General features: G+C 63.3%; 25 protein-coding genes. 6 read left to right on the forward strand and 19 right to left on the reverse strand.

Translation table 11 applies throughout. From position 1 onward, the window contains the following. Positions 1-32: 32 nt before the first annotated feature. From G6N82_RS03785 to G6N82_RS03800, 4 genes are all read right to left on the reverse strand, one after another. The gene (locus G6N82_RS03785) at positions 33-407 is read right to left on the reverse strand and encodes a GFA family protein (RefSeq protein WP_165193862.1); all 375 of its coding nucleotides are present in this window, start codon (positions 405-407) and stop codon (positions 33-35) included. A gap of 41 nt (positions 408-448) precedes the next feature. Then, positions 449-1,162, reverse strand: coding sequence for a hypothetical protein (locus G6N82_RS03790; protein WP_165193864.1), 714 nt, complete (start codon positions 1,160-1,162; stop codon positions 449-451). Positions 1,163-1,236: 74 nt separating this feature from the next. After that, complete coding sequence (gene glmS, locus G6N82_RS03795; protein WP_165193866.1) at positions 1,237-3,072, reverse strand: glutamine--fructose-6-phosphate transaminase (isomerizing); 1,836 nt, start codon at positions 3,070-3,072, stop codon at positions 1,237-1,239. 103 nt (positions 3,073-3,175) lie between these two features. After that, on the reverse strand, positions 3,176-4,060 hold the full coding sequence (locus G6N82_RS03800) for a DMT family transporter (protein WP_165193869.1): 885 nt from the start codon (positions 4,058-4,060) through the stop codon (positions 3,176-3,178). A gap of 228 nt (positions 4,061-4,288) precedes the next feature. Here G6N82_RS03800 and G6N82_RS03805 point away from each other — a divergent pair, with 228 nt between their 5' ends. Further along, on the forward strand, positions 4,289-5,830 hold the full coding sequence (locus G6N82_RS03805; protein ID WP_165193871.1) for a CpaF family protein: 1,542 nt from the start codon (positions 4,289-4,291) through the stop codon (positions 5,828-5,830). Between the two features lie 13 nt (positions 5,831-5,843). On the opposite strand, the gene G6N82_RS03810 is transcribed toward G6N82_RS03805, so the two are convergent. Beyond that, positions 5,844-6,083, reverse strand: coding sequence for a hypothetical protein (locus tag G6N82_RS03810; protein WP_165193874.1), 240 nt, complete (start codon positions 6,081-6,083; stop codon positions 5,844-5,846). An 81-nt stretch (positions 6,084-6,164) separates the two neighbouring features. Here G6N82_RS03810 and G6N82_RS03815 point away from each other — a divergent pair, with 81 nt between their 5' ends. Beyond that, entirely contained in the window at positions 6,165-7,073 is a 909-nt protein-coding gene (locus G6N82_RS03815) for a DMT family transporter (protein ID WP_241255187.1), read from the forward strand. A 67-nt stretch (positions 7,074-7,140) separates the two neighbouring features. After that, positions 7,141-7,269, forward strand: coding sequence for a hypothetical protein (locus tag G6N82_RS15135; protein WP_277601954.1), 129 nt, complete (start codon positions 7,141-7,143; stop codon positions 7,267-7,269). A gap of 84 nt (positions 7,270-7,353) precedes the next feature. Here G6N82_RS15135 and G6N82_RS03820 read toward each other — a convergent pair whose 3' ends face one another. The 9 genes from G6N82_RS03820 to G6N82_RS15140 all read right to left on the reverse strand — a co-directional run bounded on the left by G6N82_RS03820 (position 7,354) and on the right by G6N82_RS15140 (position 15,921). Further along, positions 7,354-8,907 carry a fatty acid--CoA ligase gene (locus G6N82_RS03820; RefSeq protein ID WP_165193876.1) on the reverse strand — a complete coding sequence of 518 codons (1,554 nt, stop codon included), beginning with the start codon at positions 8,905-8,907 and terminating at the stop codon, positions 7,354-7,356. 77 nt (positions 8,908-8,984) lie between these two features. Beyond that, positions 8,985-9,437: an ABA4-like family protein gene (locus G6N82_RS03825; protein ID WP_165193879.1), complete on the reverse strand. Its 453-nt coding sequence runs from the start codon at positions 9,435-9,437 to the stop codon at positions 8,985-8,987. Beyond that, positions 9,434-10,411, reverse strand: coding sequence for a bile acid:sodium symporter family protein (locus G6N82_RS03830; protein ID WP_165193882.1), 978 nt, complete (start codon positions 10,409-10,411; stop codon positions 9,434-9,436). Before G6N82_RS03830 ends, G6N82_RS03825 begins: the two co-directional genes overlap by 4 nt. A gap of 59 nt (positions 10,412-10,470) precedes the next feature. Then, positions 10,471-11,163, reverse strand: coding sequence for an NAD(P)H-binding protein (locus G6N82_RS03835; RefSeq protein ID WP_165193884.1), 693 nt, complete (start codon positions 11,161-11,163; stop codon positions 10,471-10,473). Then, the gene (locus G6N82_RS03840) at positions 11,156-12,316 is read right to left on the reverse strand and encodes a deoxyguanosinetriphosphate triphosphohydrolase (RefSeq protein ID WP_165193887.1); all 1,161 of its coding nucleotides are present in this window, start codon (positions 12,314-12,316) and stop codon (positions 11,156-11,158) included. Before G6N82_RS03840 ends, G6N82_RS03835 begins: the two co-directional genes overlap by 8 nt. Positions 12,317-12,416: 100 nt before the next feature. Beyond that, a complete protein-coding gene (locus G6N82_RS03845; RefSeq protein WP_165193889.1) occupies positions 12,417-13,115 on the reverse strand; it encodes an amino acid racemase in 699 nt (232 codons plus the stop codon). Between the two features lie 75 nt (positions 13,116-13,190). After that, positions 13,191-14,150: an alpha/beta hydrolase gene (locus G6N82_RS03850; protein ID WP_165193892.1), complete on the reverse strand. Its 960-nt coding sequence runs from the start codon at positions 14,148-14,150 to the stop codon at positions 13,191-13,193. Further along, on the reverse strand, positions 14,147-15,178 hold the full coding sequence (locus G6N82_RS03855) for an SO2930 family diheme c-type cytochrome (RefSeq protein WP_346773750.1): 1,032 nt from the start codon (positions 15,176-15,178) through the stop codon (positions 14,147-14,149). The genes G6N82_RS03850 and G6N82_RS03855 overlap by 4 nt, the downstream gene beginning before the upstream one ends. After that, positions 15,175-15,921 (reverse strand): parallel beta-helix domain-containing protein, encoded by a 747-nt coding sequence (locus G6N82_RS15140; protein ID WP_277601955.1) that lies wholly within the window; start codon positions 15,919-15,921, stop codon positions 15,175-15,177. Before G6N82_RS15140 ends, G6N82_RS03855 begins: the two co-directional genes overlap by 4 nt. 46 nt (positions 15,922-15,967) lie before the next feature. Here G6N82_RS15140 and G6N82_RS15145 point away from each other — a divergent pair, with 46 nt between their 5' ends. Beyond that, complete coding sequence (locus G6N82_RS15145; RefSeq protein ID WP_277601956.1) at positions 15,968-16,360, forward strand: hypothetical protein; 393 nt, start codon at positions 15,968-15,970, stop codon at positions 16,358-16,360. 89 nt (positions 16,361-16,449) lie between these two features. On the opposite strand, the gene G6N82_RS03865 is transcribed toward G6N82_RS15145, so the two are convergent. The 5 genes from G6N82_RS03865 to G6N82_RS03885 all read right to left on the reverse strand — a co-directional run bounded on the left by G6N82_RS03865 (position 16,450) and on the right by G6N82_RS03885 (position 19,902). Next, positions 16,450-16,791 carry a hypothetical protein gene (locus G6N82_RS03865; protein WP_165193894.1) on the reverse strand — a complete coding sequence of 114 codons (342 nt, stop codon included), beginning with the start codon at positions 16,789-16,791 and terminating at the stop codon, positions 16,450-16,452. Further along, positions 16,791-18,236, reverse strand: a complete 1,446-nt coding sequence (locus G6N82_RS03870; protein WP_165193897.1) for an NAD(P)(+) transhydrogenase (Re/Si-specific) subunit beta — start codon at positions 18,234-18,236, stop codon at positions 16,791-16,793. The genes G6N82_RS03865 and G6N82_RS03870 overlap by 1 nt, the downstream gene beginning before the upstream one ends. Beyond that, on the reverse strand, positions 18,236-18,520 hold the full coding sequence (locus G6N82_RS03875) for an NAD(P) transhydrogenase subunit alpha (protein ID WP_165193900.1): 285 nt from the start codon (positions 18,518-18,520) through the stop codon (positions 18,236-18,238). Before G6N82_RS03875 ends, G6N82_RS03870 begins: the two co-directional genes overlap by 1 nt. Before the next feature lie 127 nt (positions 18,521-18,647). Next, on the reverse strand, positions 18,648-19,775 hold the full coding sequence (locus G6N82_RS03880) for an NAD(P) transhydrogenase subunit alpha (protein ID WP_165193903.1): 1,128 nt from the start codon (positions 19,773-19,775) through the stop codon (positions 18,648-18,650). 4 nt (positions 19,776-19,779) lie between these two features. Further along, complete coding sequence (locus tag G6N82_RS03885) at positions 19,780-19,902, reverse strand: aa3-type cytochrome c oxidase subunit IV (RefSeq protein WP_165193905.1); 123 nt, start codon at positions 19,900-19,902, stop codon at positions 19,780-19,782. A 157-nt stretch (positions 19,903-20,059) separates the two neighbouring features. Here G6N82_RS03885 and G6N82_RS03890 point away from each other — a divergent pair, with 157 nt between their 5' ends. After that, complete coding sequence (locus tag G6N82_RS03890; RefSeq protein ID WP_165193908.1) at positions 20,060-21,481, forward strand: sigma-54 dependent transcriptional regulator; 1,422 nt, start codon at positions 20,060-20,062, stop codon at positions 21,479-21,481. Between the two features lie 19 nt (positions 21,482-21,500). After that, positions 21,501-22,283: an SDR family oxidoreductase gene (locus G6N82_RS03895; RefSeq protein ID WP_165193910.1), complete on the forward strand. Its 783-nt coding sequence runs from the start codon at positions 21,501-21,503 to the stop codon at positions 22,281-22,283. Position 22,284 lies beyond the last annotated feature (1 nt).

Genomic DNA, 22,284 nt, shown 5'->3' on the forward strand with positions numbered 1-22,284 from the left:
AAAGTTGGTGGTTAACGCTATCCCCGCGCGCTTTAACCGTGCTTCAGATTTTCGGCTGCGGATTCCCAGTTCCGGCCATCGAAGGTGCTGATCCTCGGGGCAAGACCGTGGCCATCGTCAAGGCACCGCAAATTCACGCTCCAGGCCTGCGGGTGCGAGCGCGGCTGGTAGAAGCTCTTGATCCCGCAGTGCCGGCAGAACAGGTGCTCGGCCGCGCCCGTACCAAAGCGGTATGACGTTAGATCGTCTTGACCGCTGATGAGCCGGAAATCCGCATGCGGTACAATCAGGTGGAGGAAGCCGGTCTTCCGGCAGACCGAACAATTGCAGTCGAGCACTTCGGGAGTTTGCCCGACCTCGGCCTCAAACCGCACTGCACCGCAATGACATCCGCCGGAAATTTTCATCCCGCCAGCTTAAGGCACAAAGGCGCGCATAGCGAGCACCGTTACCGCTCCCCAGCTAGCCGCCGCATTTCCAGCTCGATCGGCCGCGGCGGCTGGAGATGCGCCAACGGGCCGGGAGGAGGCATTGCAGCCAAGGCGGCCTGCGCGAATTCAGCCGCTTCAACCTTGCGCCCAGCGGCATGCCGGTAACGTGCGAAGCAGACGGCATCGCTGATGAGTGGGTCCAGCCACGGCGGTATATCGGCCAGTTGCGACGGACTCGCGCTTTCGCAGAAAGCCACCACCTGCTCCAATCCAAGTAGCAGTTCGGTACGAAGGTAGCTTGCCGCCGCCTGCAGGACCGCGCGGGTCGCTGCCTCATCCAGGCCATGCTTCCACCAGCAGAGCCCGCCCGGAAAGGTGATCGATCCGCGCAAAAGGGAGGTTGTGGCGGGCCACTCGCCATTCGCTGCCGGGTCCCATATCGCCAGCGGGTGGAAACCAAGGTCGATCCGGAACGCGCGGTTGGACTTATCCCGGATCACTTCAAGCGAGGCCATGAACGCACCGATTTCGCGGCAGAAACCCGTGCCTTGTCGCTGAAAACCGAGATCGAGCAGGGCGGGATAGAGGATTGATTTGCGCAGCCTCGCGAAGTCGACCTTGGGCGGAACAATCTCCTTCGCCAGATCCTCTAGTTCCAGCTGGATATCTTCGTCGCTTAGCGGCTGACCCGCCAATAGAAGATCGCGCCAGTCTGTTGGAGCCGTTTTCATCCGCGTCTGGTTACCACTGCCAGCAACCCAGGCAATCAGCCAGGGCGCACTGCTACATCACAGCAGATCGGCCGCTATTCGACTGTCACCGACTTCGCCAGATTGCGGGGCTGGTCGACATCCGTGCCCTTCACCACAGCCACGTGATAGGCCAGCAATTGCACCGGTACGGCATAGACCAGCGGCGCGATCAGCGGGTGGACGACAGGCATTTCGATCGTGGCGATGCAGCCTTCGCCAGCATGGGCAAGGCCCTCCGCGTCCGAAATCAGCACAACCTGCCCGCCGCGCGCGCGCACCTCTTCCATGTTGGACACGGTCTTTTCGAACAGCGGGCCCGACGGCGCGATCACCACCACCGGCACCTTGTCGTCGATCAGCGCGATCGGGCCGTGCTTCATTTCACCCGAAGCATAACCTTCGGCGTGTATATAGCTGATTTCCTTGAGCTTCAGCGCACCCTCAAGTGCCAGCGGATAATCCTGCCCGCGACCCAGGTAGAGCACGTCGCGCGCCGGGGCGATCAGATGCGCCATCGCCGCAATATCGTCATCATGGTCGAGCGCGGCGTTGAGCGCAGCAGGCGCTTCGAGCAGGTGCTTGACCACTTCCGCCTCTTCCTCGCGGCTCATCAGCCCTTTCTTCACCGCCATATGCGCCGCCAGCGCGGCCAGCACGGCCAGTTGGCAGGTGAAGGCCTTGGTCGAGGCAACGCCGATTTCCGGCCCGGCATGGGTCGGCAGCAGCAGGTCCGCCTCGCGCGCCATGGTGCTGGTCGGCACGTTGACGACCACGCCGATGACCTGCCCGTTTTCCTTGCAATGGCGCAATGCCGCCAGCGTGTCTGCCGTCTCCCCGCTCTGCGAGATGAACAGCGCCAGCCCGCCATCTTCCAGCACCGGATTGCGATAGCGGAATTCGCTCGCGACATCGATGTCGACCGGCACACGGGCGAACTGTTCGAACCAGTATTTCGCCACCATCCCGGCGTAATAGGAGGTGCCGCAAGCGACGATCGTGAGGCGGCGGATCGCGGAAATGTCAAAATCGAGCTGCGGCAAGGCCACCGAGTTGTCCGAGCGGCGCAGATAGGAACCGAGCGTCTGCGCAACAACGGTCGGCTGCTCGTAGATCTCCTTCTGCATGAAGTGGCGGTAATTGCCCTTTTCCACCGCCGCCGCCGATGCACCCGAGGCCTGGATTTCACGCGTGACCGCGTTGTTCTCGGAATCGTAGACTCGCGCGCTGTCGCGGGTGATCACCACCCAGTCGCCTTCTTCGAGGTAGGAAATGCGCTGGGTCAGGCTCGCCAGCGCCAAAGCGTCAGAGCCGAGGTACATCTCCGCCTCGTCACCTTCGGGACCATAGCCAACGACCAGCGGCGACCCCAGCCGCGCACCGATCAGCAGGCCGGGGTGTTGGCGAAAGGCGATCGCCAGGGCAAAGGCGCCGCGCAGGCGGGGAAGCATGTCGGCCACTGCCTCTTGCGGCGACATGCCGGCCTCAACCCGGTGCGACACCATATGAGCAACAACTTCGCTGTCCGTCTCGCTTTCAAAGCTGCGCCCGGCAGCGACGAGCTCGGCGCGCAACTCCTTGTAATTCTCGATAATCCCGTTGTGCACGATCGCGACCTCGCCGGTCGCATGCGGATGCGCGTTGGTTGCAGTTGGCGCGCCATGCGTGGCCCAGCGGGTATGTGCGATGCCGATATTCCCGGGCGCGGGATCATCGGCCATCACCTCGACCAGGTTCGCCAGCTTGCCCTCGGCGCGGCGGCGGATCAGGCGGCCGCCGTCGATCGTGCACAGGCCGGAACTGTCATACCCGCGATATTCCATCCGCCTGAGGCCATCGACCAACCGGTCTGCCACCGGACTGTTGCCGACGATGCCAATAATCCCGCACATAGGCGCTCCGCTAACTTGATCTGATGAATTCGCACCGGGCCCTAAAGCCCGGCAGATGAATTGGACATTGCCTCTAGCGTGCTTACCCCCGGCTTGAAATGGCTTACGTTTGCCGGTGCAAACTGTAGCGCCACAGGAACAGGCCAGAACCGATGATCACCGCTGCGCCAGCCAGCGTCAGCCAGTCCAGCACTTCGTCGAAAAACCACCAGCCCAGCAACGAAGCAACCAGCATTTGCACATAGGACGCTGGGGCGATTTGCGAGGCACCAGCGCGCGAGGTCCCGAGATAGACCAGCCAGTGTGCCGTGCTGGCGGTCAGCGCGACAAAGGCACAGCGCAGCACCACGTCCCAATGGGGCCAGCCGAACTGCATCCCCTCAATTCCCAGCGCGCGCGCCCCGAATGCCGCGACGATCAGGAGCGGCGCCGCCACCACGGCCATATAGGCTTGCATGGCCAATGCACTGCCATGCCCGGCCGACGCCCGGTTGGCGATGATCATCAGCGAGAAAAACACGGCTGCCACGAGCGGCAGAAGGGCGGGCCAGCCAAGCTCGAGCAGGTTCGGCCGCAGGATCATGCCAACGCCGACCAATGCCGCAAAGCAGGCACCCCATACCGCCGGGCGCACCCGTTCGCCCAGCAAGGGTCCGCTCAGCAGCGCGGTCAACACCGGCGAAAGGAAGGTGATCGCCATCGTCTCGGCCAGCGGCATGATGTAAATTGCTGAAAAGAACGCGAGCGACGAGATCGCCAGGCTCGCCCCGCGCGCCAGTTGCAGCCAGGGGCGACGCGGCCGAAGGCCTGCCGCCCCTTCCTGCCACAGCAGTAGCCCCGACAATGCAACCGCCCCGATGCTGAAGCGCAGCGCAGCCACCGCCACCACCGGCCACTCGCCAGCCATGCTCTTGATCACGGCGTCGCCAACGGAAAGCGTCGCGAAGCCAGCCAGCGCGAGCAGCAGACCGGCGCGGGCATCGTTCATTTGGCTGGAATCCCTGAATGTTTTTGGGTGCGTGGGGCGCTCATCGCTCCGGCCCTAGCCGCACCTGACACAAGGGCAAGCGCCTTTTGCTTCGCCTATGCCCGTGCCCTCGGCAGCTTTAGGAAAATAATAAGGTTTCCCAATTATTCACCAAATTTCGAGAGGCCATCTTCGCCACATCGCGGCGATGGCCCGGTTATTCGAGTTTAGCCGTTTGGGGGCCTTGGAATGAGTGCATTCGGAAGGAAGACCGGACCTGGGGGAATGAATCCCGGGGCGCGTCCGTCCTTTGGCGTCGCGCGACCGATGAAGGGTGGCGACAAGGGCACACCGCAAGACGGAGCTACAGGCGGCGAGCAGTTCCCGCCGCTTCCCGGCGAGGCCGAAAAGCCTGCGCCAAGCCCGGCTCCATCGGCACCCACCGGCGCGGGCCGTGCAACCGATGACGCGATGAGCCGCCTGGCCGAACGCGCCAACATGGTTCATGACGAGAACCAGGGTGGCGGGTTCGAAGCGAGCATTCACAAGATCAAGGAACAGGTGCTGCCGCGCCTGCTCGAACGGGTTGACCCGGAAGCGGCCGCGACGCTGAGCAAGGAAGAGCTGAGCGAGGAATTCCGTCCGATCATCCTGGAAGTGCTGGCGGAACTCAAGGTCACGCTCAACCGCCGCGAACAGTTCGCGCTGGAAAAAGTGCTGATCGACGAGTTGCTTGGCTTCGGCCCACTCGAAGAATTGCTCAACGATCCCGATGTGTCCGACATCATGGTGAATGGTCCGAAGCAGACCTACATCGAAAAGAAGGGCAAGCTGGTGCTTGCCCCGATCCAGTTCCGTGACGAATCACACCTGTTCCAGATCGCCCAGCGCATCGTGAACCAGGTCGGCCGCCGCGTCGACCAGACCACCCCGCTGGCTGACGCCCGCCTGAAAGACGGCTCGCGTGTGAACGTGATCGTGCCGCCGCTCTCGCTGCGCGGCACCGCGATCTCGATTCGTAAGTTCTCAGAGAAGCCCATCACGATCGACATGCTCAAGGAATTCGGTTCCATGAGCGAAAAGATGGCGACCGCGCTCAAGATCGCGGGCGCGTGCCGGATGAACATCGTCATCTCGGGCGGTACCGGTTCGGGTAAGACGACCATGCTCAACGCCCTGTCGAAGATGATCGACCCGGGCGAGCGCGTGCTGACCATCGAAGACGCGGCGGAACTTCGCCTGCAGCAGCCGCACTGGCTGCCGCTCGAAACCCGCCCGCCGAACCTCGAAGGCCAGGGCGCGATCACCATCGGCGACCTTGTGAAGAACGCCCTGCGTATGCGTCCTGACCGCATCATCCTGGGCGAAATTCGCGGCGCGGAGTGTTTCGACCTGCTCGCCGCGATGAACACGGGCCACGACGGCTCGATGTGTACGCTTCACGCCAACAGCCCGCGCGAATGCCTGGGCCGTATGGAAAACATGATCCTGATGGGCGACATCAAGATCCCGAAGGAAGCCATTTCGCGTCAGATCGCCGAATCGGTCGACCTGATCGTGCAGGTGAAGCGCCTGCGCGACGGTTCGCGGCGCACCACCAACATCACCGAGGTGATCGGGATGGAAGGCGACGTGATCGTGACGCAGGAGCTGTTCAAGTTCGAATATCTTGACGAAACCGACGACGGGAAAATCCTCGGCGAATTCCGGTCGAGCGGTCTGCGCCCCTACACGCTGGAAAAGGCGCGCCAGTTCGGCTTCGACCAGGCGTATCTCGAGGCTTGTCTTTGAGGCAGGGGAAAACCTAGTTTGCAAACAGCGCGGCCGGCAAGCTTAGTGCCAGCAGACCGCCACCTATAATCGCGCAGGCGAGGAAGATCGCCGTCCACGGCATGAAACCGACCCGGTCGAGCCGGTCCAGCCGCTCGCGCCGAGCGCGCAACCGGTCACCCAATAGCGCCAGCCCAGCGAGCAGCCAGAAACTGGCACCGGCCAGCGCCATCATGTCTGCTTCGCTGGCAAAGGTAAGTAACGCTCCTGACATTTGCGCCAGATGGGGTTGTGATGGTCGATCGGCAATCCCTCAAGGCTTGCGCCGTCAACAAACCGCCCTACAGCCGGGAATGTGACTGCCGACGCACCTGCCCAACGCCCGCTCTACGCGCTGCTGCTGCGGCTGGCGGCGGCGGCAACCCTGTCGCTGATGCTGGCGCTGGTCAAACTCGCGAGCGAAAGCGGGCTGGCCCTGCCGGAAATCCTGTTCTGGCGCCAATTGCCCACGATTCCCATGATCTTGCTGCTGTTCTGGGCGACGGGTAGGCTCGGCAGTCTCAGATCGAGCCGCATGGGACAGCATGGTATGCGCGCCATCCTGGGCCTGATCGGCATGATGCTTAATTTCGGCGCAGTCACCCTCTTGCCGCTGGCCGAGGCAACCAGCTTCAACTTCACCTCGGCGATCTGGGCAGTCATCCTGTCTGCGCTGATTCTGCACGAGAAAGTGGGCATCTGGCGCTGGAGCGCGGTGGCGCTGGGATTCACCGGCGTGCTCGTGATCGCGCAACCCGGCGACGGCCATATCCCGCTGCTCGGCGCGGCGGTGGCCCTGAGCGCCGCCTTCATGATCGCGCTCATCTCGATCTACATCCGCGACCTGACCAAGACCGAGGATTCGCTGACAATCGTTTTCTACTTCTCGCTGTTCACGGTGCCGTTGCTGGCAATGACGCTGCCGTTCACCTGGGAAGCGAAGTCCGCCGAGCAGTGGTTTTACCTGGTCGCGCTCGGCATCAGTGGCTTGATTGGCCAGTACCTGCTGACCAGCGCGCTGCGGTATGGCAGCGTCGCCAGCGTGATCGTGATGGACTATTCCGCGCTGATCTGGGCGACCTTGCTGGGCTGGTCGCTGTTCGATCGCCTGCCAACGGCAACCACATGGCTGGGCGCGCCGCTGATTGTAGGTGCGGGGCTGCTCATCGCATGGCGCGAGCACCGGCTGTCCCGCCCGACACGCAATCTGACCCCTGAGGCTTAGGAACCGCTTGCATTCGCGGTGCGTTTGGCAGTTAATGACCGAGCGAATTTAGCGAAAGGAATCGAGCATGATCCGCAAAACCCTGGTTGCCGCTGCGCTGGCAGCGATGACCCTGACCGCCACGGCCTGCAACACAGTTCGCGGCGTAGGCGATGACCTCAAGTCCGTCGCTGACGCGGTCGACGACGAAACCTGAGCCAAGCCGCCAAGGCTAGGTGCAGCGCCCGCCCGTTGAGGCGGGCGTTTGCATTTGGGGCATGAAAGCCGGGCTGCCGAACGCTCAGTTCACCTGGCGGTCGCGCCCTTCCCAATAGGGTTTGCGCAATTCGCGACGCAGGATCTTGCCGCTGGGATTGCGCGGCATCAGCGGGATCACATCGACGCTCTTGGGCGCCTTGAACGCGGCCAGCCGCTCGCGCGCCCAGGCGATCACGTCGCCTTCTTCGATGTCCATGCCGGGCTTGCACACGACGCAGGCCTTAACTTCCTCGCCCCATTTGTCGCTCGGCACGCCAATCACCGCCACTTCGGCGATCGCGGGATGGCCGTAAATCGCGCTTTCGACCTCAGCGGGATAGACGTTTTCGCCGCCCGAGATGATCATGTCCTTGATCCGGTCCTGGATGTAGACGTAGCCATCCTCATCCATCACCCCGGCATCGCCGGTGTGCATCCAGCCATCGCGCAGCGCTTCGGCGGTCGCTTCGGGCCGGTGCCAGTATTCGAGCAGGTTGGACGGCGATTTGATTACCACTTCGCCCACTTCGCCGCGCGGCACTTCGTTGTCGTCCGCGTCGACGATGCGGATTTCGACACCCGGCACCGCCTTGCCCGCTGAACGCATGCGCTGGTTGCCCTCCAACGTGTGATCTTCCGGCGGCAGGATCGAGATCGTGCCTGAGGTTTCAGTCATGCCGTAAGCCTGCAGGAAGCTGGCGTTGGGCATGGTGCCGACCGCTTCCTTGAGCAGTTCGAGCGGCATCGGCGCAGCGCCATACATCAGATACTTGAGATTACTGAAGTCGGTGTCCTTCGCGCGCGGATGCTGCACCACCATCTGCAGCGCGGCGGGCACGATGAACATATGCGTCGCACCGTTCTCGATCGCTTCGAGAACGCCCGCTGGGGTGAATTCGGCCTGGATCAGGCAGCGCACACCGCTTGAAACGCCGATGTTGATAAGGCCCGTGCCGCCGATATGCGCGCAGGGCATGGCCACCAGCATGCAGTCATCTGGCTCATAGAAGGTCCATGCCTGCCCTGCTTCCAGCGCCGAATTGCGCAGGCCCAGCAGGTTGGCGTTGGACAGCACTGCCCCCTTCGGATTGCCCGTGGTGCCGGAGGTGTAAAGCTGCAGCACCGGATCGTTGGGGCCGGCTGGCGCGTAATCGCCTGCGGCCTGCACCGGGATGGTGGCGCGCATCTCGCTTTCCGAGAAGACCTGCGGCATTGCCGGAAGGTCGGCTGCGATCTGGCGCGCCACTTCGGCGAACTCGTCGCCCGCGAAGACCAGCTTCGCGCCCGTATCCTTGAGGATATAGGCGACCTCGGGCGGCGCCAACCGCCACCCGATCGGCACCATCACCACTCCGCAGCGTGCCGCCGCGAGGTACAGCAAACAGTGCATGTCCGAATTTTTGCCCAGCCAGGCCACACGGTCACCCGGCTTGAGATTTTTCGCCTGATAGAAGCCGATAATCTGCCGCGTCAGCCGGTCAGCCTCGCCAAAGCTGGTGATACGTCCATCCTGTTCGAAGGCCGGGCCATCGGGACGTTCCTTTGTCCAGAAATCCAGGATTTCATCAAAGGTGCTAAGCGTGTGGTATCCGTCCATGTCCTCTCCGCTGGGCTTTGGCGCCAATTGCCTTTTTCAAACCTGAAAGCCGCCAGCGCGTCAACTGTTACCCGTGGCTAGTTCCAGCGACCGCTGGCCCGCGCCCGCCCTTCGCGCAGCACCAGCCAGGCGAACAGGCCCAGCGGCCCCGCCATGAAGGTCGCCAGCAGGATCGGCGCCTGGATGAAGCGGGAGAAGCCCTTGGCATCCGCATCGCGTGCGATCCAGATTCCCACGAACAGGTCGAAAGCGAGGTAATGCACCCAGCCGAGCGTCAACCCGCCCTTAGCCGCGAACAGCGCCTGTACCCCTTCGATCGAGCTGAAATTGCCGCCTTCCATGCTCCCGCCGGGATCGACCCATCCGGTCATCAATCCAATCAGGATACCCGCGTAAAGCATGCTCAGCAGGCCCACCACGAGGTAGAGCAGCGCGCTGAGCAAGGCAGGCCAACGCGGCAGCAGGATCAAAGCCGCCCAACTAATCAAGGCCAGCAAATTCGCCGCGCCGAAAATCGCATCCCAGTTCATTGTTCTTCTCCCTTGGCGCTGCGCCGCCAATATGCCGCCAGCAGGCTGCCGATCACGACATGATAGACCGCCGATACCGCGCTGGGTACCGGTGCCAGCGCGGCCTGCATCGGCAGCGCGAATTGCGAGGCGAAGCTGGGGCTGGAGGCGAGCGTCGAACCAAGTCCGCTGTTCTGCATGCCAACCTCGATCGCGCAGGTGCGGCAGTCCGCTTCGCTTAACCCCAGGAAGCCGCTCAGCAAATAGCCCAAGGCAAAGCCGGTCGCATGCAGCGCCAGCAGCGCCAGCAGCAGCACGCCGGCATGCTCCACGATGAGCGGCTTGGACTGGGCGATGATCCCGCCGACGATCAGCACCACGCCGAGCACCGACACCAGCGGGGACACTGTGGCAATCCTTGCCGTAAGGCCCGGCAAAAGCCGGTTCAGCGCCACCCCGGCGATGACCGGCAGCAGTACCACGGTAATCATGCCCTGGAACAGCGCCCAGCGGTCAATTTCCACGTAGATACCCGCAAGCCAGCCCGTCAGCACGGGCGTCAGGACAACCGCCAGCAGCGTCGAAGCCAGCGTCAGCGTGACGGACAGCGCCAGATTGGCCCGCGCCAGATAGGTGACGACATTGGAAGCAGTGCCGCCGGGGCAGCATGCGACCAGGATCAGGCCCACCGCCAGTCCCTGCTCGAGCCCGAACAATGTGGCAAAAGCGACCCCGGCCAGCGGCATGACGGTGAACTGCAGCGCCACCCCGACGGCCACTGCCTGCGGCAGTTTCAGCACGCGGGCGAAGTCCTGCGGCGACAGGGTCAGCCCCATACCCAGCATGATTACGCCCAACAGCACGCTGACCAGCGACTGGCCGAACGGGCGGAAGGTGCCATCGACCACCCACAGAAAATGCTCGGGCACGAACCACGCCCAGGCCGTGCCCAGCACAGTCCAGACCGCAAAGAGATTGGTTGCCCAGCGGATCATGCTCCTGTGCTCTCCCCAAAAGCCAAGGTAATGGGCCTAGCGCGGGGCGTCACAGGTGGCTAGCCGCCCTGCTTCTGCCATTCGCGCGCCGCGCGCCGAATGCCGTCATTGTCGTGGGTAAAGCGCCCGCCGGCCCGGCGGCTGGCCAATCCGATCGCGCCCTCGGCAACCGTGCGGGCATCGATCGAGCGATATTGGCGCCATTTCCCGTTGAGCAGGGGATCGACCAGCGGGCTGGCGATGATCCCCAGCCGCTCGCCCAGTCTCCGGTCGTTATCGCGCGGCCCCTTGAGCAGGCCCGGGCGCAACAGGTCGAGCCGCTTGAAGCCGACCTTGGAGAGTTCGTTTTCAACCTCGCCCTTCACCCGCAGGTAGAAGTTCTTGGAGCGCGAATCGGCACCGACCGAGCTGACCGACACCATCCGTTCGATCCCTGCCGCCTTCGCCGCGCGCGCGGTGGCGAGCACAAGCTCCTGGTCGACCGCGCGAAAGGCCTCTTCGCTCTGGCCGGATTTCTTCCAGGTCGTGCCCAGGGCAGATATCAGCGCGGTCGGGTGCAAGGCTTCGAACACTTCGCCCCATTTGTCGGGATCGGCCACGAACAGTTCCATCCGTGCGCCCTTGGGAAGCTTCACCTCGCGCCGCGCTACCGCGACCAGCCGGACATCGCTACGCCCCATGCAGGCCTCGATCACCTGGCTGCCGATCAGCCCGGTCGCCCCCACCAGCGCAATCCGCAAGGGTTCAGACATTGGTCAGCCCCCTTGGCCGCTCGCCATAGATCGCTGCACAGCGTTCGATTGCGAAGCGGTCGCTCATTCCCGCTATGAAATCGGCGATCACCCGCGCGCGCTGCGGGTTGTGTTCGGGCAGGCGCGCCTGCCATTCCTCCGGCATAAGCTTGGCATCCTGCGAGTAGGCAGCAAACAGCCTTGCCACCACATCGCGCGCGCGCTCCGCCGTCGCCACCTGTTCCTGGTGGTAATAGAGCCGGTCATACATGAAGCGCTTGAGCTTGCGTTCTTCCGCGGCGAAGCCGGGCGAAAACCCGCCCAGCTGACGCCCCGCGCCTCGCACCTCGCCAACCGAACCGACATCGCGCAATTGTTCGCGGGTGTGGGTGATCACATCGTTCACCATCAGCCCTATCTGGTTGCGGACCAGTTCGCGCAATTGCCGGTCGCGCGGCTCGCCGGCGTGCTGGCGTTCGACCTCACGCCACTGATCGGCGAGGAAATCGAGCTCCAGCAAATCATCGAGCGAAAGGAAACCGGCGCGCAGGCCATCGTCGATATCGTGGTTGTCATAGGCGATATCGTCCGCCACCGCCGCGACTTGCGCCTCGAGCGAGGGCCAGCTCGTCAGTTCCAGGGGAAATGCTTCGTCCAGCTCGGCCAGCGCCCAGTTCGGCCCGCCAACAGGGCCATTGTGCTTGGCCAGCCCTTCGAGCAGGTCCCAGGTCAGGTTAAGCCCCTCGTGCCCCGGATAAGGGCTCTCCAGGCGCATGACCGTGCGCAGCGCCTGGGCATTATGGTCAAACCCGCCGTGCCGCTGCATCGCGTCGCACAGCGCATCTTCGCCTGCATGGCCGAACGGCGGATGTCCCAGATCGTGCGCCAGGCAGAGCGCTTCGGTCAGGTCCTCGTCCAGCCCCAGCGCGCGGGCAATGACCCGCCCGATCTGCGCCACCTCAAGGCTATGCGTCATCCGCGTGCGATAATGATCGCCTTCCGGGGCGATGAACACCTGCGTCTTCGAGCGCAGCCGGCGAAAGCTCATCGAATGGATGATCCGGTCGCGATCGCGCTGGAACTCGCTGCGCGGCCCGCGCGCGCCCGCACGTTCCTGCGGGAATTCGCGGCCCCGGGTCTGGAGCGGATCGGCGGCGTAGGGAGCTCGGTTCATCGGTGGCCGCCGATTAGGTTAACCGCCACGCGCCGACAACCGGAACAATCGGGCAACATCCCGCCATCCGCACACAATCCGCGCTAAAGCGCTCAGAAGCTCAGCATTCGCCGTCGCAAATCCAGTCTACCGCGGCGCGGCAATGGATCCGCGCTGTGTCGTAGATCGGCAGAACATTGGCATCGACATCGACCACCAGGTCGAGTTCGGTGCAGGCCAGGACGATCGCTTTCGCGCCTTCCTGTTCGCTGATGGTGATGATGGTCTTGAGCGTGCGCTCCGCCTCGCGGCTGGCCTTGCCCAGCTTGAGCTCTTCGGTGATCAGCCGGTCGAGCGCGGCGACATCGCCGGCCTTGGGCGGCAGCAGTTCGATCCCGCGCGCTTCGATCCGGTCGCGAAAGAATGCCTCCGTCATCACCGGCTTCGTGCCGAGCAAGGTGGCGCGCGTGACGCCATCGGCCTGCATCTTGTCCGCCGTACGATCGGCAATGTGCAGGATCGGGATAGAGACTTCCGCCCGGACATCGTCATAGACCCGGTGCATGACATTGGCCGTGATGGCGATTGCCTGCGCGCCGGCCGCTTCAAGCCGACGCGCGCTGTCGATCAGCTGGCCGGTCGCCCTGGCCCATCCGGCCTCATCGGCAAGATTGGCGAAATCGCGATAGTCGAGGCTTTCAACGATCAGTGGCGGGCTCGCATGCGCGCCGTGGCGCTTCTGCACGAGCTTGCATATCTGTTCGTAATAGGTCCGCGTCGAGATCCAGCTCATCCCGCCGATCAGGCCAAGTTTGCGCAATGTCAGGCTCCTTCCCGGGCAACCATTTCAGGAAGTTAGGCGAGATGGATCAGGCAGTCCATCGTGCCGGTGAGATCAGCCCACAGGCGTGGTCTGGGTAAGCTGCTCCAGCCATTGGCGCAGGTCGCTGATGCTGCGTTCAGCCGCTTCTTCATGCGGCAGATGCCCGATACCATCGTATTCGAGATATGTGTGCGAAGCGAGGGCACGGTCGTACCACCGCCCGGCCTCAACCGAAATGACTGCATCTTCCGTGCCCCAGATCACCAGCGTCGGGATGTCGATCCCGGCCACGTCCTGTTCGTTGAGCGGAACCAGCGGCAGGCTGAAGCGCGCGATGGTGGCACCCCGGTTGCCGGGATAGCGCAGCATTTCCCAATAGCGGTCGATTGCCTCGGGCGTGGCTATTTGCTGGTTGCTGATGCTCTGGCGCAGGGACTTTTCGACCATCCACCGGGGGGTGATATGTTCCATCAACGTGCTGGCCACGGGCATGCGCGCGAGCTTGAAGCCGAGATTGCTTCCCTCACCCTTGATCGGTGCCCCCGTGGCATCGATCAGCACCATGCCCATCAGCCGATCGGGATTTTCCAACGCATAGCGAACACTAAACCCGCCGCCCATCGAATGGCCGATAAGGATGAATTGTTCGAGGCCAAGCTTATCCGCCACAGCATCGATATCGGCGACGAAGGCATCGCTTGAATAGTCGCCATCGGGCGCAGCCCCGGTCAACCCGTGCCCGCGTTGGTCGATACGAATCACGCGATAGTCACTTTGGAGCGCATCGACCCATGGCTGCCAGGTGTGCAGATCCGCATTCGAACCATGCAGCAGGACTATGGGGAGGCCATCCCGCAGCCCTTCGTCGCGCAAATGCACGGTAAGGCCGCTCGGCAGCTCGACGAATTGCGACGGCGCCGCGCCATATTTGGCCCGCATTTCCACCGGATCGGTATCGGGCGTGCGAAACACGACGAAGGCAATCACCAGGATCGCGATCAATACCGCCATGACCTTGGCAAAACGCTTCATTCTTTCATCTCCGCGATCCATTTCCCGATCAGCGCCAACCCGTCATCATGCACCGTCGTGGTGCCGATTTCCGGCATGGCGATGCCGGGATCGGTGCTGTTCATCCGGTAGGTGATGATAGAAGCCGCCGGATCCCCGGGCGCGATGGCGAACTCCAGCCCGCCCGATCCGCGCCCCGCCGCCACTGGACGCTTGCGAATGCCATAAGCGACCGGTTCGCGCTGTTCCCAGCGCAGGTCCAGTCCCGAATTCGAAGCCTTGCCGCCCGGCTGGTGGCAATGCGCGCAATTGACATCGAGATAAGCGCGCGCGGCGGCGTCGAGCGACCCTTCATAGCGGGCTTGCCATAGCGGCAAGCGATCATGCCCCGCAGGAACGGCATCGAGATGGCCTGTTTGCACGAATTCGCGCAGCCATTCGGCCGACAAATTGCGCGCCTTGGGCCCGATCGGGACCACCACATCCTCCAGGCTATGGCATTGCTTGCACTGGTTCTTGTTGGGAATGCGGTAATTGATCTGGCGTCCGTCTGGCGTGGTGACGTCCACGCGCCCTCCGGCCACGGCCAGCGTCGCTTCAGTCTGATCGTCATTCCAGCGATAGGGCAATGCGACCCAGCCATCGGCACGGTGCAGCAGGACGCGGGTCTCGATCAGGCGCTGATCCAGGCCCTCGCCAAAGGCAAAGGTCTTGATCAGCGCGCTACCGATCGGAAAGTCGATCAGCCCATCGCCATTGGCCTTGGCCTGCTTGCCTGCGGGCACATAGACAAAGCGCAACTTGTCAGCCCCGTCGGTATAGAGCGGGGTATTGAGCCGATAGGGCACCACACCCAGCGTGGGGATTTGCGCAGCCGCATCGACGAAGAACCCGAATTCTTCAAGCGTGCGCGGCATAGCGTCATTGAGGACGGCAGCATCGTTGACGTCCGGCGCCATACGTCGCGCTTCAACCGGGCCGCTGGAGCCCATGCTCGCAGCCAGCATCAGCGCCGCAGCCGCGCACCACGATACGCCTGCCGGTTTCACTGGCTGACCGCTGCCTCCATAGCCTCTGGCAGCTCGATCGCCGGCAAGCTCGGCAGACGACCGCCGCCGCCTGTAAGGTCGACCAACTGCGGCTGGGCCTCGGTCAGCGGCTGGGCATGGCGGGTAAGACCAAGCGAAAGCACCGGTACGCCATCATCGATAACGATGTCCCTGCCATTGCCATCAAGCGTGACCGGCGGGATGGTTCCGCCAAATGCCGCCGCCAGCATCTCCGCACCTGCAAAGGCCGGCTTGTAACCCGCCCTGCCCTGCAGATTGTTGGTGACCAGCACATTCACCGGATAGGGATTGTAATTCGCGTCACTGGTTTCGTTGGGATAGGCGACGATCAGCACGTTGCCGGTGCCGTTTTCAGCCAGGACATTGTTGAACACTTCGACATTGTAATGGCTCATTACCATCACCCCCATGCCGGTGGGTACGCCTGCCACGATATTGCCTTCGGGCGCGAAGTTGGGCGTGTTGTTGTCAACCACAAGGTTGTTGAACACCCGCACGTCGCGGCCGCCCTGTTGCGGGATATTGGGCAGGTCGAACACCAGGATGCCGCCGGTATTGTTCACCGCAATGTTGTTGTAGACATCCGCGCCATAGCTGTTTTCGATCTCGATCCCGGCTACATTGTATTTGGCGATCGAGTTGCGCACGATGATGTTGCGCGCCTGCCCGACATAGATACCTGCGTCCGACGCACCGATAGTGATCACCCCGTCGACCAGCACATTTTCGCTCTCGACCGGATAGACGCCGTAGGCACTCGTTCTCAGGATGTGGGCCGCGGGTCCATTCCACCCGCACGCGGTGGATCACGATATTGTCCGCGCCCTTGGACTTGATCCCGTCCCCACGCGAGTTTTCCACGCCGAACTCGCGCAGCACCACATTATCGCTGGTGACCAGCAATCCTTCGCCCGCGCCCTGCTGGCCGGAAAAGTCCAGGATCGACCGATCCATCCCCGCGCCGCGCAGCGTCACGCCATCGACATCAAGGCTAAGCCCGTCAGTCAGCAGGAACCGGCCCGCTTCCAGCACGATCTCGTCGCCCGGCGCAGCCAGGATCAGCGCTTCCTGCAAGCGCTCCTGCGCGCCATCGCCCGGCGCGACCGTATGGGTTTCGGCAAAAACAGGCGCAGCGCCTGCGAGAAGCATGGCGGCAAGTGAAATTCGGATCATAAGGCTCTCTCCCGTCGCCATGCATAGTGGGGCAAGGACAGCCGGAAAAGCAAGCGCGAGGGACTAGGACACCGGGCCTAGCCTATGCCAATTGCGCAAAGCCCTGCGCTGGTCGTGACGACCGCCACCGACTCGCCATCGCCCACCCGGCGCAAGCGCTTGATCAGATCGCCAAGGCCGGTTGCCTTTTCGGCCTCGCCCTCAAGCGTGGCCATACCTTGCCGCAATTTGTAAAGCTGCCAGACACTGAGGCGATCGACCATCCGATCCGCCATGCAGTCCGCCCGCTTCGGTCCCACGCCGGGATCGAGCAGCGCGGTTTCGACCCGCCATTTGACCAGCGGACGCGCCAGCCCGGTCTGGAATGCAATCGCCACCAGCAAGGCCAGCACCACAGTGCCGAACAGGAATTTGCGCATCAGTCGAGCGCTTTCACGATTTCCTCGACCATCTTCTTCGCGTCAGCCAGCAGCATCACGGTCTGGTTCATGTAGAACACATCGTTATCGACGCCGGCATAGCCGACCCCGCCCATGCTGCGCTTGATGAAGAACACCTGCTTGGCCTTGTCGACGTCGAACACCGGCATCCCATAGATCGGGCTGCTCTTGTCGGTCTTCGCCGCCGGGTTGACCACGTCGTTCGCGCCGATGATGAAGGCAACGTCGCATTGCGCGAATTCGCTGTTGATGTCCTCCAGCTCGAACACCTTGTCATAGGGCACGCTCGCTTCAGCCAGCAGCACGTTCATGTGGCCCGGCATGCGGCCCGCGACCGGGTGGATCGCGAATTTCACCTCGACACCCTTTTCCTCAAGGATGTCGGTCATCTCGCGCAGCGCGTGCTGCGCCTGCGCCACTGCCATGCCGTAGCCGGGGATCACGATCACCTTCTCGGCCTGTTCCAGCATGAAGGCAGCGTCTTCCGCGCTGCCGGTCTTGTAGGGGCGCTGCTCGCCACCGCCCGCCGCGCTGGCGCCGCTTTCTGCGCCGAACCCGCCCGCGATAACAGAAATAAAGCTGCGATTCATCGCGCGGCACATGATGTAGCTCAGGATAGCGCCGGAAGACCCCACGAGAGCGCCGGTAATAATCATCGCGGTGTTACCGAGCGTGAAGCCCATCGCCGCCGCGGCCCAGCCCGAATAGGAGTTGAGCATCGAGACCACGACCGGCATGTCCGCCCCGCCGATCGGGATAATCAGCAGAAAACCGATCGCGAAGCTGAGCACGGTCAGCGCCACGATCAGCGTCATGGTGTCGGCCGGTCCGGCCATGGCGAACATGGCGGTCAGCACAATAATCGCGACGAGCGTGCCGAGGTTGATCACATGTCGGGCCGGCAGCAGGATTGGCGCGCCGCTCATCTTGCCCGCCAGTTTCGCGAAAGCGATGACCGAGCCTGAGAAAGTGATCGCGCCGATGGCAATGCCGAGTCCCATCTCGATCTTGCTGACGGGAGCTATCCCGCCGTCAGGCAGCAACAGGCCGAAGGCGCCGGGGTTGAGATACGCCGCCCAACCCACAAGCACTGCAGCGAGGCCAACCAGCGAGTGGAATGCCGCCACCAGCTCGGGCATCTGCGTCATGGCGATCCGCCGGGCGATGGTGAAGCCGATTATGCCGCCGAGGAAGATGGCAATCCCGATTTCGGGCAGGTTGGCGATGCTATGGGTAACCAGCGTGGTTACCACGGCAATCAGCATGCCGATCATGCCGAACCGGTTGCCGGCGCGGCTCGATGCCGGGCTTGAAAGCCCGCGCAGCGCGAGGATGAAGAACACGCCCGCAACGAGATAGGCGAGCATGGCCCAGGCGGGTGTACCGCCGCCATGCGCGGCGGCTGCGAGGAGCGAGAAGCTCATCACTTCTTCTCCTTCTTCTTGTACATCGCCAGCATACGTTCGGTCACGGCGAAGCCGCCGAAGATGTTGACGCTGGCCAGGACAACGGCGAGCAGGCCGAGCCATTTGGCGATCATGCTGCCCGCTTCAGCGCTGGCAATCAGCGCGCCGACGATGATCACCGAGGAAATCGCATTGGTCACCGCCATCAGCGGCGTGTGCAGCGCCGGGGTAACCGACCACACCACGTAATAGCCGACGAAACACGCCAGCACGAAGATCGAGAGGATTGAAATAAAGTCCATTATCGCGCCTCCGAGGCCGCATTTTCGCGTTCGGCAATGCCTGCGCCGACGCCATAACCTGAGTGGAACGCCGCTACTGCGACTCCAACTAACAAGACCGCAGCCAGAACAAGCCAGCTCACGATTTTCACCCCTTCAGCCTCTCATTGACCACGGCCCCGCCCTGCGTCAGCCGCACGGCATTGCCGATTTCCTCGTCCAGCACCGGCTTGCCCGCTTCCTTGTCCCAGAAGGCGCTGAGGAAGTTGTAGAGGTTGCGGGCGAACAGCGCGGACGCGTCGGGCGCCAGCGTCGCCGGCGTGTTCGAATAGCCCATAATGGTCACGCCATGGCGCACCACCAGTTCGTCTGGCTTCGAGCCTTCGACATTGCCACCTTGCGCCACTGCAAGGTCGAAGATCACGCTGCCGGGCTTCATCGTGGCGATCTGCGCGTCGGTGATCAGCCGGGGAGCAGCGCGCCCAGGAATCAACGCAGTCGTGATGACGATATCCTGCTTGGCGATATGGCCGGATACCAGCTCAGCCTGCGCCTTCTGGTATTCTTCGGACATTTCAGTTGCATAACCGCCCGCGCCCTCGCCTTCGATCCCCGCGACATTCTCAACGAAGATCGGCTTGGCACCCAGTGACTGGATTTGCTCTTTGGTGGCGCTGCGCACGTCGGTGGCCGAGACCTGCGCACCGAGCCGCTTGGCCGTCGCAATCGCCTGCAAGCCGGCAACGCCGACCCCCATGATGAATACGCGCGCGGCCTGCACCGTACCTGCCGCGGTCATCATCATCGGAAATGCACGGCCATAGGTGTCCGCCGCAGCGATCACTGCCTTGTAGCCTGACAGGTTCGATTGGCTGGAAAGCACATCCATGCTCTGCGCGCGGGTAATGCGCGGCATGAATTCCATCGACAGGGCTTCAAGCCCCGCCTTGGCATAGGCTTCGACGCGATCCTTCTGCCCGAACGGATCGAAAGTCGCGGCGACCCATGCGCCCGGCTTCGCGCCGGCCAGCAGTTCGACATCGGGCGCCTGCACGCCCAGCACGATGTCCGCACCTTTGACCGTGTCCGCCGCGGAGCCGACGCTGGCTCCGGCATCGGCATAGTCGCCATCTGCGATCGAGGCGTATGCGCCTGCACCCGCTTCGACTGCCAACTCCGCGCCAAGCGCAGCGAATTTCTTGACCGTCTCAGGCGTGATCGCAACGCGCCGCTCGCCAGCGGCGCGTTCCTTCAGAACCGCGATGCGTAGCGCCACCGGATCAGTCGGCGATCAATGTAATGACAAAAAGCGCGATCAACGCGATGATCGGCACCGACCATTTGAGCAGCGTGATGAAGCTGCCATAGGTCTTTTCCGCCGATTTCATGTCATGCGATGCCATTTAACGCGTTCCCTGCGTGAAAGTTGAAGACGCCAAGCCCTCTATCGCGCAATTCACGCCATCACAAGTGACCCGCGACCGGCCTATCAGCCTTAATAGGGTCTTTACCCGTGCCCGCTATTGATCAGTCCTGTTTCACAGTGGGACGGTTTGGGCGATGGCGGGCAGCGAACAGCGTGTGCTGATGCTGATTGACGATGAACCGGCGCAATGCCGGCTGATCAGTGCGCTTGCCGCGCGCGAGGGCTGGCGCACGATCGTGGCCGGTGATCCCGATACCGCGATTGCGATGCTGGGCACGCGCGCGGGCATGCAGCTGTCCGCAATTATCCTTGACCAGTGGGTGCCGGGCGATGACGCCTGCCAGCTGATCGAGGAACTGAAGCGCCGCCGCCCCGCGCTGCCGATCCTGATGCTTACCACCAGCGCATCTCCCTTGCTGGCGGTGGAGGCGATGCGCGCCGGGGCGACCGACTACCTGATCAAGCCGATCGCGCCCGATCGCCTGCTCGAGGCCTTGCGCGCCGCAACCGAAGGCGAAAAACCGCAGGACGAACTCCAGCCGCTGACCGAGAAGATCCCGGCCAAGCTCGATTTCGAATCCATGGTTGGCAATGAGCCGCGCTTCCGCACCGCTCTTGCCCAGGCGGCTAAGGCTGCGCGCGGCCACGGGCATGTGCTGATCGAGGGTGAAAGCGGCACTGGCAAGGAAATGCTGCTGCGCGCGATGCATGCCGCCAGCCCGCGCGCCAAAGCACCGTTCCGCATCATCAACCTGGCCGGCGTGCCTGCCAATTCGATCGAGTCGGTGCTGTTCGGGCACGAACCTGCCGCCTTCGCCGGTGCGTTCGATCGCCAGATCGGCGCCCTGCAACAATGCGACGGCGGCACGCTGGTGCTCGACGAGGTTGACCGGCTGAACGACACCCTCCAGGCCAAGCTGCTGGAAATGCTCGATTGCGGGATCGTCCGCCCGCTCGGCGCCAGCCATGGCTTCCGCATCGATGTGCGGCTGCTTTCCGCCAGCAACCTGCCGCTGGAACAGCTTGCCAGCGTCGGCAAGTTCAGCGCCGCACTGCTTGATCGGCTGGGGCATACGACCATCAAGCTGCCGCCGCTGCGCGAGCGTGCAGGCGATATCCCGGCCCTTACCCGCCATTTCCTGGCCCGGATCGGCGACCAGCCGGGCCTCAGGCACCTGTCGATCACGGATTCGGCACTTTCGCTCCTCAAGGCCTATGACTGGCCCGGCAATGTCCGCCAGCTGCAGGCGGTGCTGTTCCGCGCCGCCGTGTTCTGCGACCAGGAAGCGCTGGGCGCGGACAGCTTCCCACAGCTGAGCGAGTTGCTGGGCGAACAGCCGCAGGAAAGCGACGCTTCGATGCATGAAGGCGCGGGCGTGCTGCTCTACACCGAAGACGGCAATCTCCGCCCGCTCGAAGAAATCGAGGCCGATGTGATCCGCCTTGCCATCGGGCATTACCGCGGCCGCATGACCGAAGTTGCGCGGCGGCTCGGCATCGGGCGCTCGACGCTTTACCGAAAGCTCGCCGATCTGGGCATTGAAAGCGCCGCCTGACGCGCCTAGCCCTGAGGGCATGGCCAGACTCAAAGACAAACTCGCCGTCGTCACCGGCGGCGCCCGCGGAATCGGACGTGGAATCTGCGAAGCCTTCTTCCGCGAGGGCGCAGAGGTGATCCTGACCGACATCGACGTTGAAGAAGGACAAGCCGCTGCGCGCGCCATCGGCTGCCGCTTCCACAAGCTCGACGTGACGGAAGAGGTGGACTGGGAAACCCTGGCTCACATCGCGCCCGCGATCGACGTGATGGTCAACAATGCCGGCATTACCGGCTTCGAGGATGGTCCCGGCCCCCACGATCCCGAACATGCTTCGCTGGCCGAATGGCGGCGGGTCAACGCAGTCAACATGGAGGGGACCTTCCTTGGCTGCCGCTATGCCCTGAATGCGATGAAAGCGAAGGGCAAGGGCTCGATCATCAACATGTCCTCGCGCTCGGGCGTGGTCGGCATTCCGGGTGCGGCGGCCTATGCAGCCAGCAAGGCCGCGATCCGCAACCATTCAAAGTCGGTCGCGCTTTATGCCGCGCAGAACGGCTGGGCGATCCGCTGCAACTCGGTCCAGCCCGCCGCGATCCTCACCCCGATGTGGGAGACGCTGCTGGGCGACGGCCCCGACCTTGAACAGCGCAAGGCGGCGATGGTCAAGGACACGCCGCTAAAGCGCTTCGGCACAGTCGAGGAAGTGGCGGCGCTGTGCGTCTACCTTGCCAGCGACGAGAGCGCATACATGACCGGCAGCGAGCTGACGCTCGACGGCGGCTTGCTGGCGGGCAGCGCCGCTTCGCCCGGAGATTGAC

The sequence above is a fragment of the Altererythrobacter sp. BO-6 genome (assembly GCF_011047315.1).
Classification (GTDB): Bacteria; Pseudomonadota; Alphaproteobacteria; order Sphingomonadales; family Sphingomonadaceae; genus Erythrobacter.

Excerpts from the sequence above, each read along its gene's own strand:
- G6N82_RS03890 (WP_165193908.1), top strand. The coding sequence starts at position 20,060 with ATGGCGGGCAGCGAACAGCGTGTGCTGATGCTGATTGACGATGAACCG.
- G6N82_RS03805 (WP_165193871.1), top strand. The coding sequence starts at position 4,289 with ATGAGTGCATTCGGAAGGAAGACCGGACCTGGGGGAATGAATCCCGGG.
- G6N82_RS03830 (WP_165193882.1), bottom strand. The coding sequence starts at position 10,411 with ATGATCCGCTGGGCAACCAATCTCTTTGCGGTCTGGACTGTGCTGGGC.
- G6N82_RS03810 (WP_165193874.1), bottom strand. The coding sequence starts at position 6,083 with ATGTCAGGAGCGTTACTTACCTTTGCCAGCGAAGCAGACATGATGGCG.
- G6N82_RS03875 (WP_165193900.1), bottom strand. The coding sequence starts at position 18,520 with ATGGACTTTATTTCAATCCTCTCGATCTTCGTGCTGGCGTGTTTCGTC.
- G6N82_RS03800 (WP_165193869.1), bottom strand. The coding sequence starts at position 4,060 with ATGAACGATGCCCGCGCCGGTCTGCTGCTCGCGCTGGCTGGCTTCGCG.
- G6N82_RS03785 (WP_165193862.1), bottom strand. The coding sequence starts at position 407 with ATGAAAATTTCCGGCGGATGTCATTGCGGTGCAGTGCGGTTTGAGGCC.
- G6N82_RS03885 (WP_165193905.1), bottom strand. The coding sequence starts at position 19,902 with ATGGCATCGCATGACATGAAATCGGCGGAAAAGACCTATGGCAGCTTC.
- glmS (WP_165193866.1), bottom strand. The coding sequence starts at position 3,072 with ATGTGCGGGATTATTGGCATCGTCGGCAACAGTCCGGTGGCAGACCGG.
- G6N82_RS15145 (WP_277601956.1), top strand. The coding sequence starts at position 15,968 with ATGTGGGCCGCGGGTCCATTCCACCCGCACGCGGTGGATCACGATATT.
- G6N82_RS03870 (WP_165193897.1), bottom strand. The coding sequence starts at position 18,236 with ATGAGCTTCTCGCTCCTCGCAGCCGCCGCGCATGGCGGCGGTACACCC.
- G6N82_RS03820 (WP_165193876.1), bottom strand. The coding sequence starts at position 8,907 with ATGGACGGATACCACACGCTTAGCACCTTTGATGAAATCCTGGATTTC.
- G6N82_RS03840 (WP_165193887.1), bottom strand. The coding sequence starts at position 12,316 with ATGAACCGAGCTCCCTACGCCGCCGATCCGCTCCAGACCCGGGGCCGC.
- G6N82_RS03850 (WP_165193892.1), bottom strand. The coding sequence starts at position 14,150 with ATGAAGCGTTTTGCCAAGGTCATGGCGGTATTGATCGCGATCCTGGTG.
- G6N82_RS03835 (WP_165193884.1), bottom strand. The coding sequence starts at position 11,163 with ATGTCTGAACCCTTGCGGATTGCGCTGGTGGGGGCGACCGGGCTGATC.
- G6N82_RS03865 (WP_165193894.1), bottom strand. The coding sequence starts at position 16,791 with ATGCGCAAATTCCTGTTCGGCACTGTGGTGCTGGCCTTGCTGGTGGCG.
- G6N82_RS03895 (WP_165193910.1), top strand. The coding sequence starts at position 21,501 with ATGGCCAGACTCAAAGACAAACTCGCCGTCGTCACCGGCGGCGCCCGC.
- G6N82_RS15135 (WP_277601954.1), top strand. The coding sequence starts at position 7,141 with ATGATCCGCAAAACCCTGGTTGCCGCTGCGCTGGCAGCGATGACCCTG.
- G6N82_RS03825 (WP_165193879.1), bottom strand. The coding sequence starts at position 9,437 with ATGAACTGGGATGCGATTTTCGGCGCGGCGAATTTGCTGGCCTTGATT.
- G6N82_RS03790 (WP_165193864.1), bottom strand. The coding sequence starts at position 1,162 with ATGAAAACGGCTCCAACAGACTGGCGCGATCTTCTATTGGCGGGTCAG.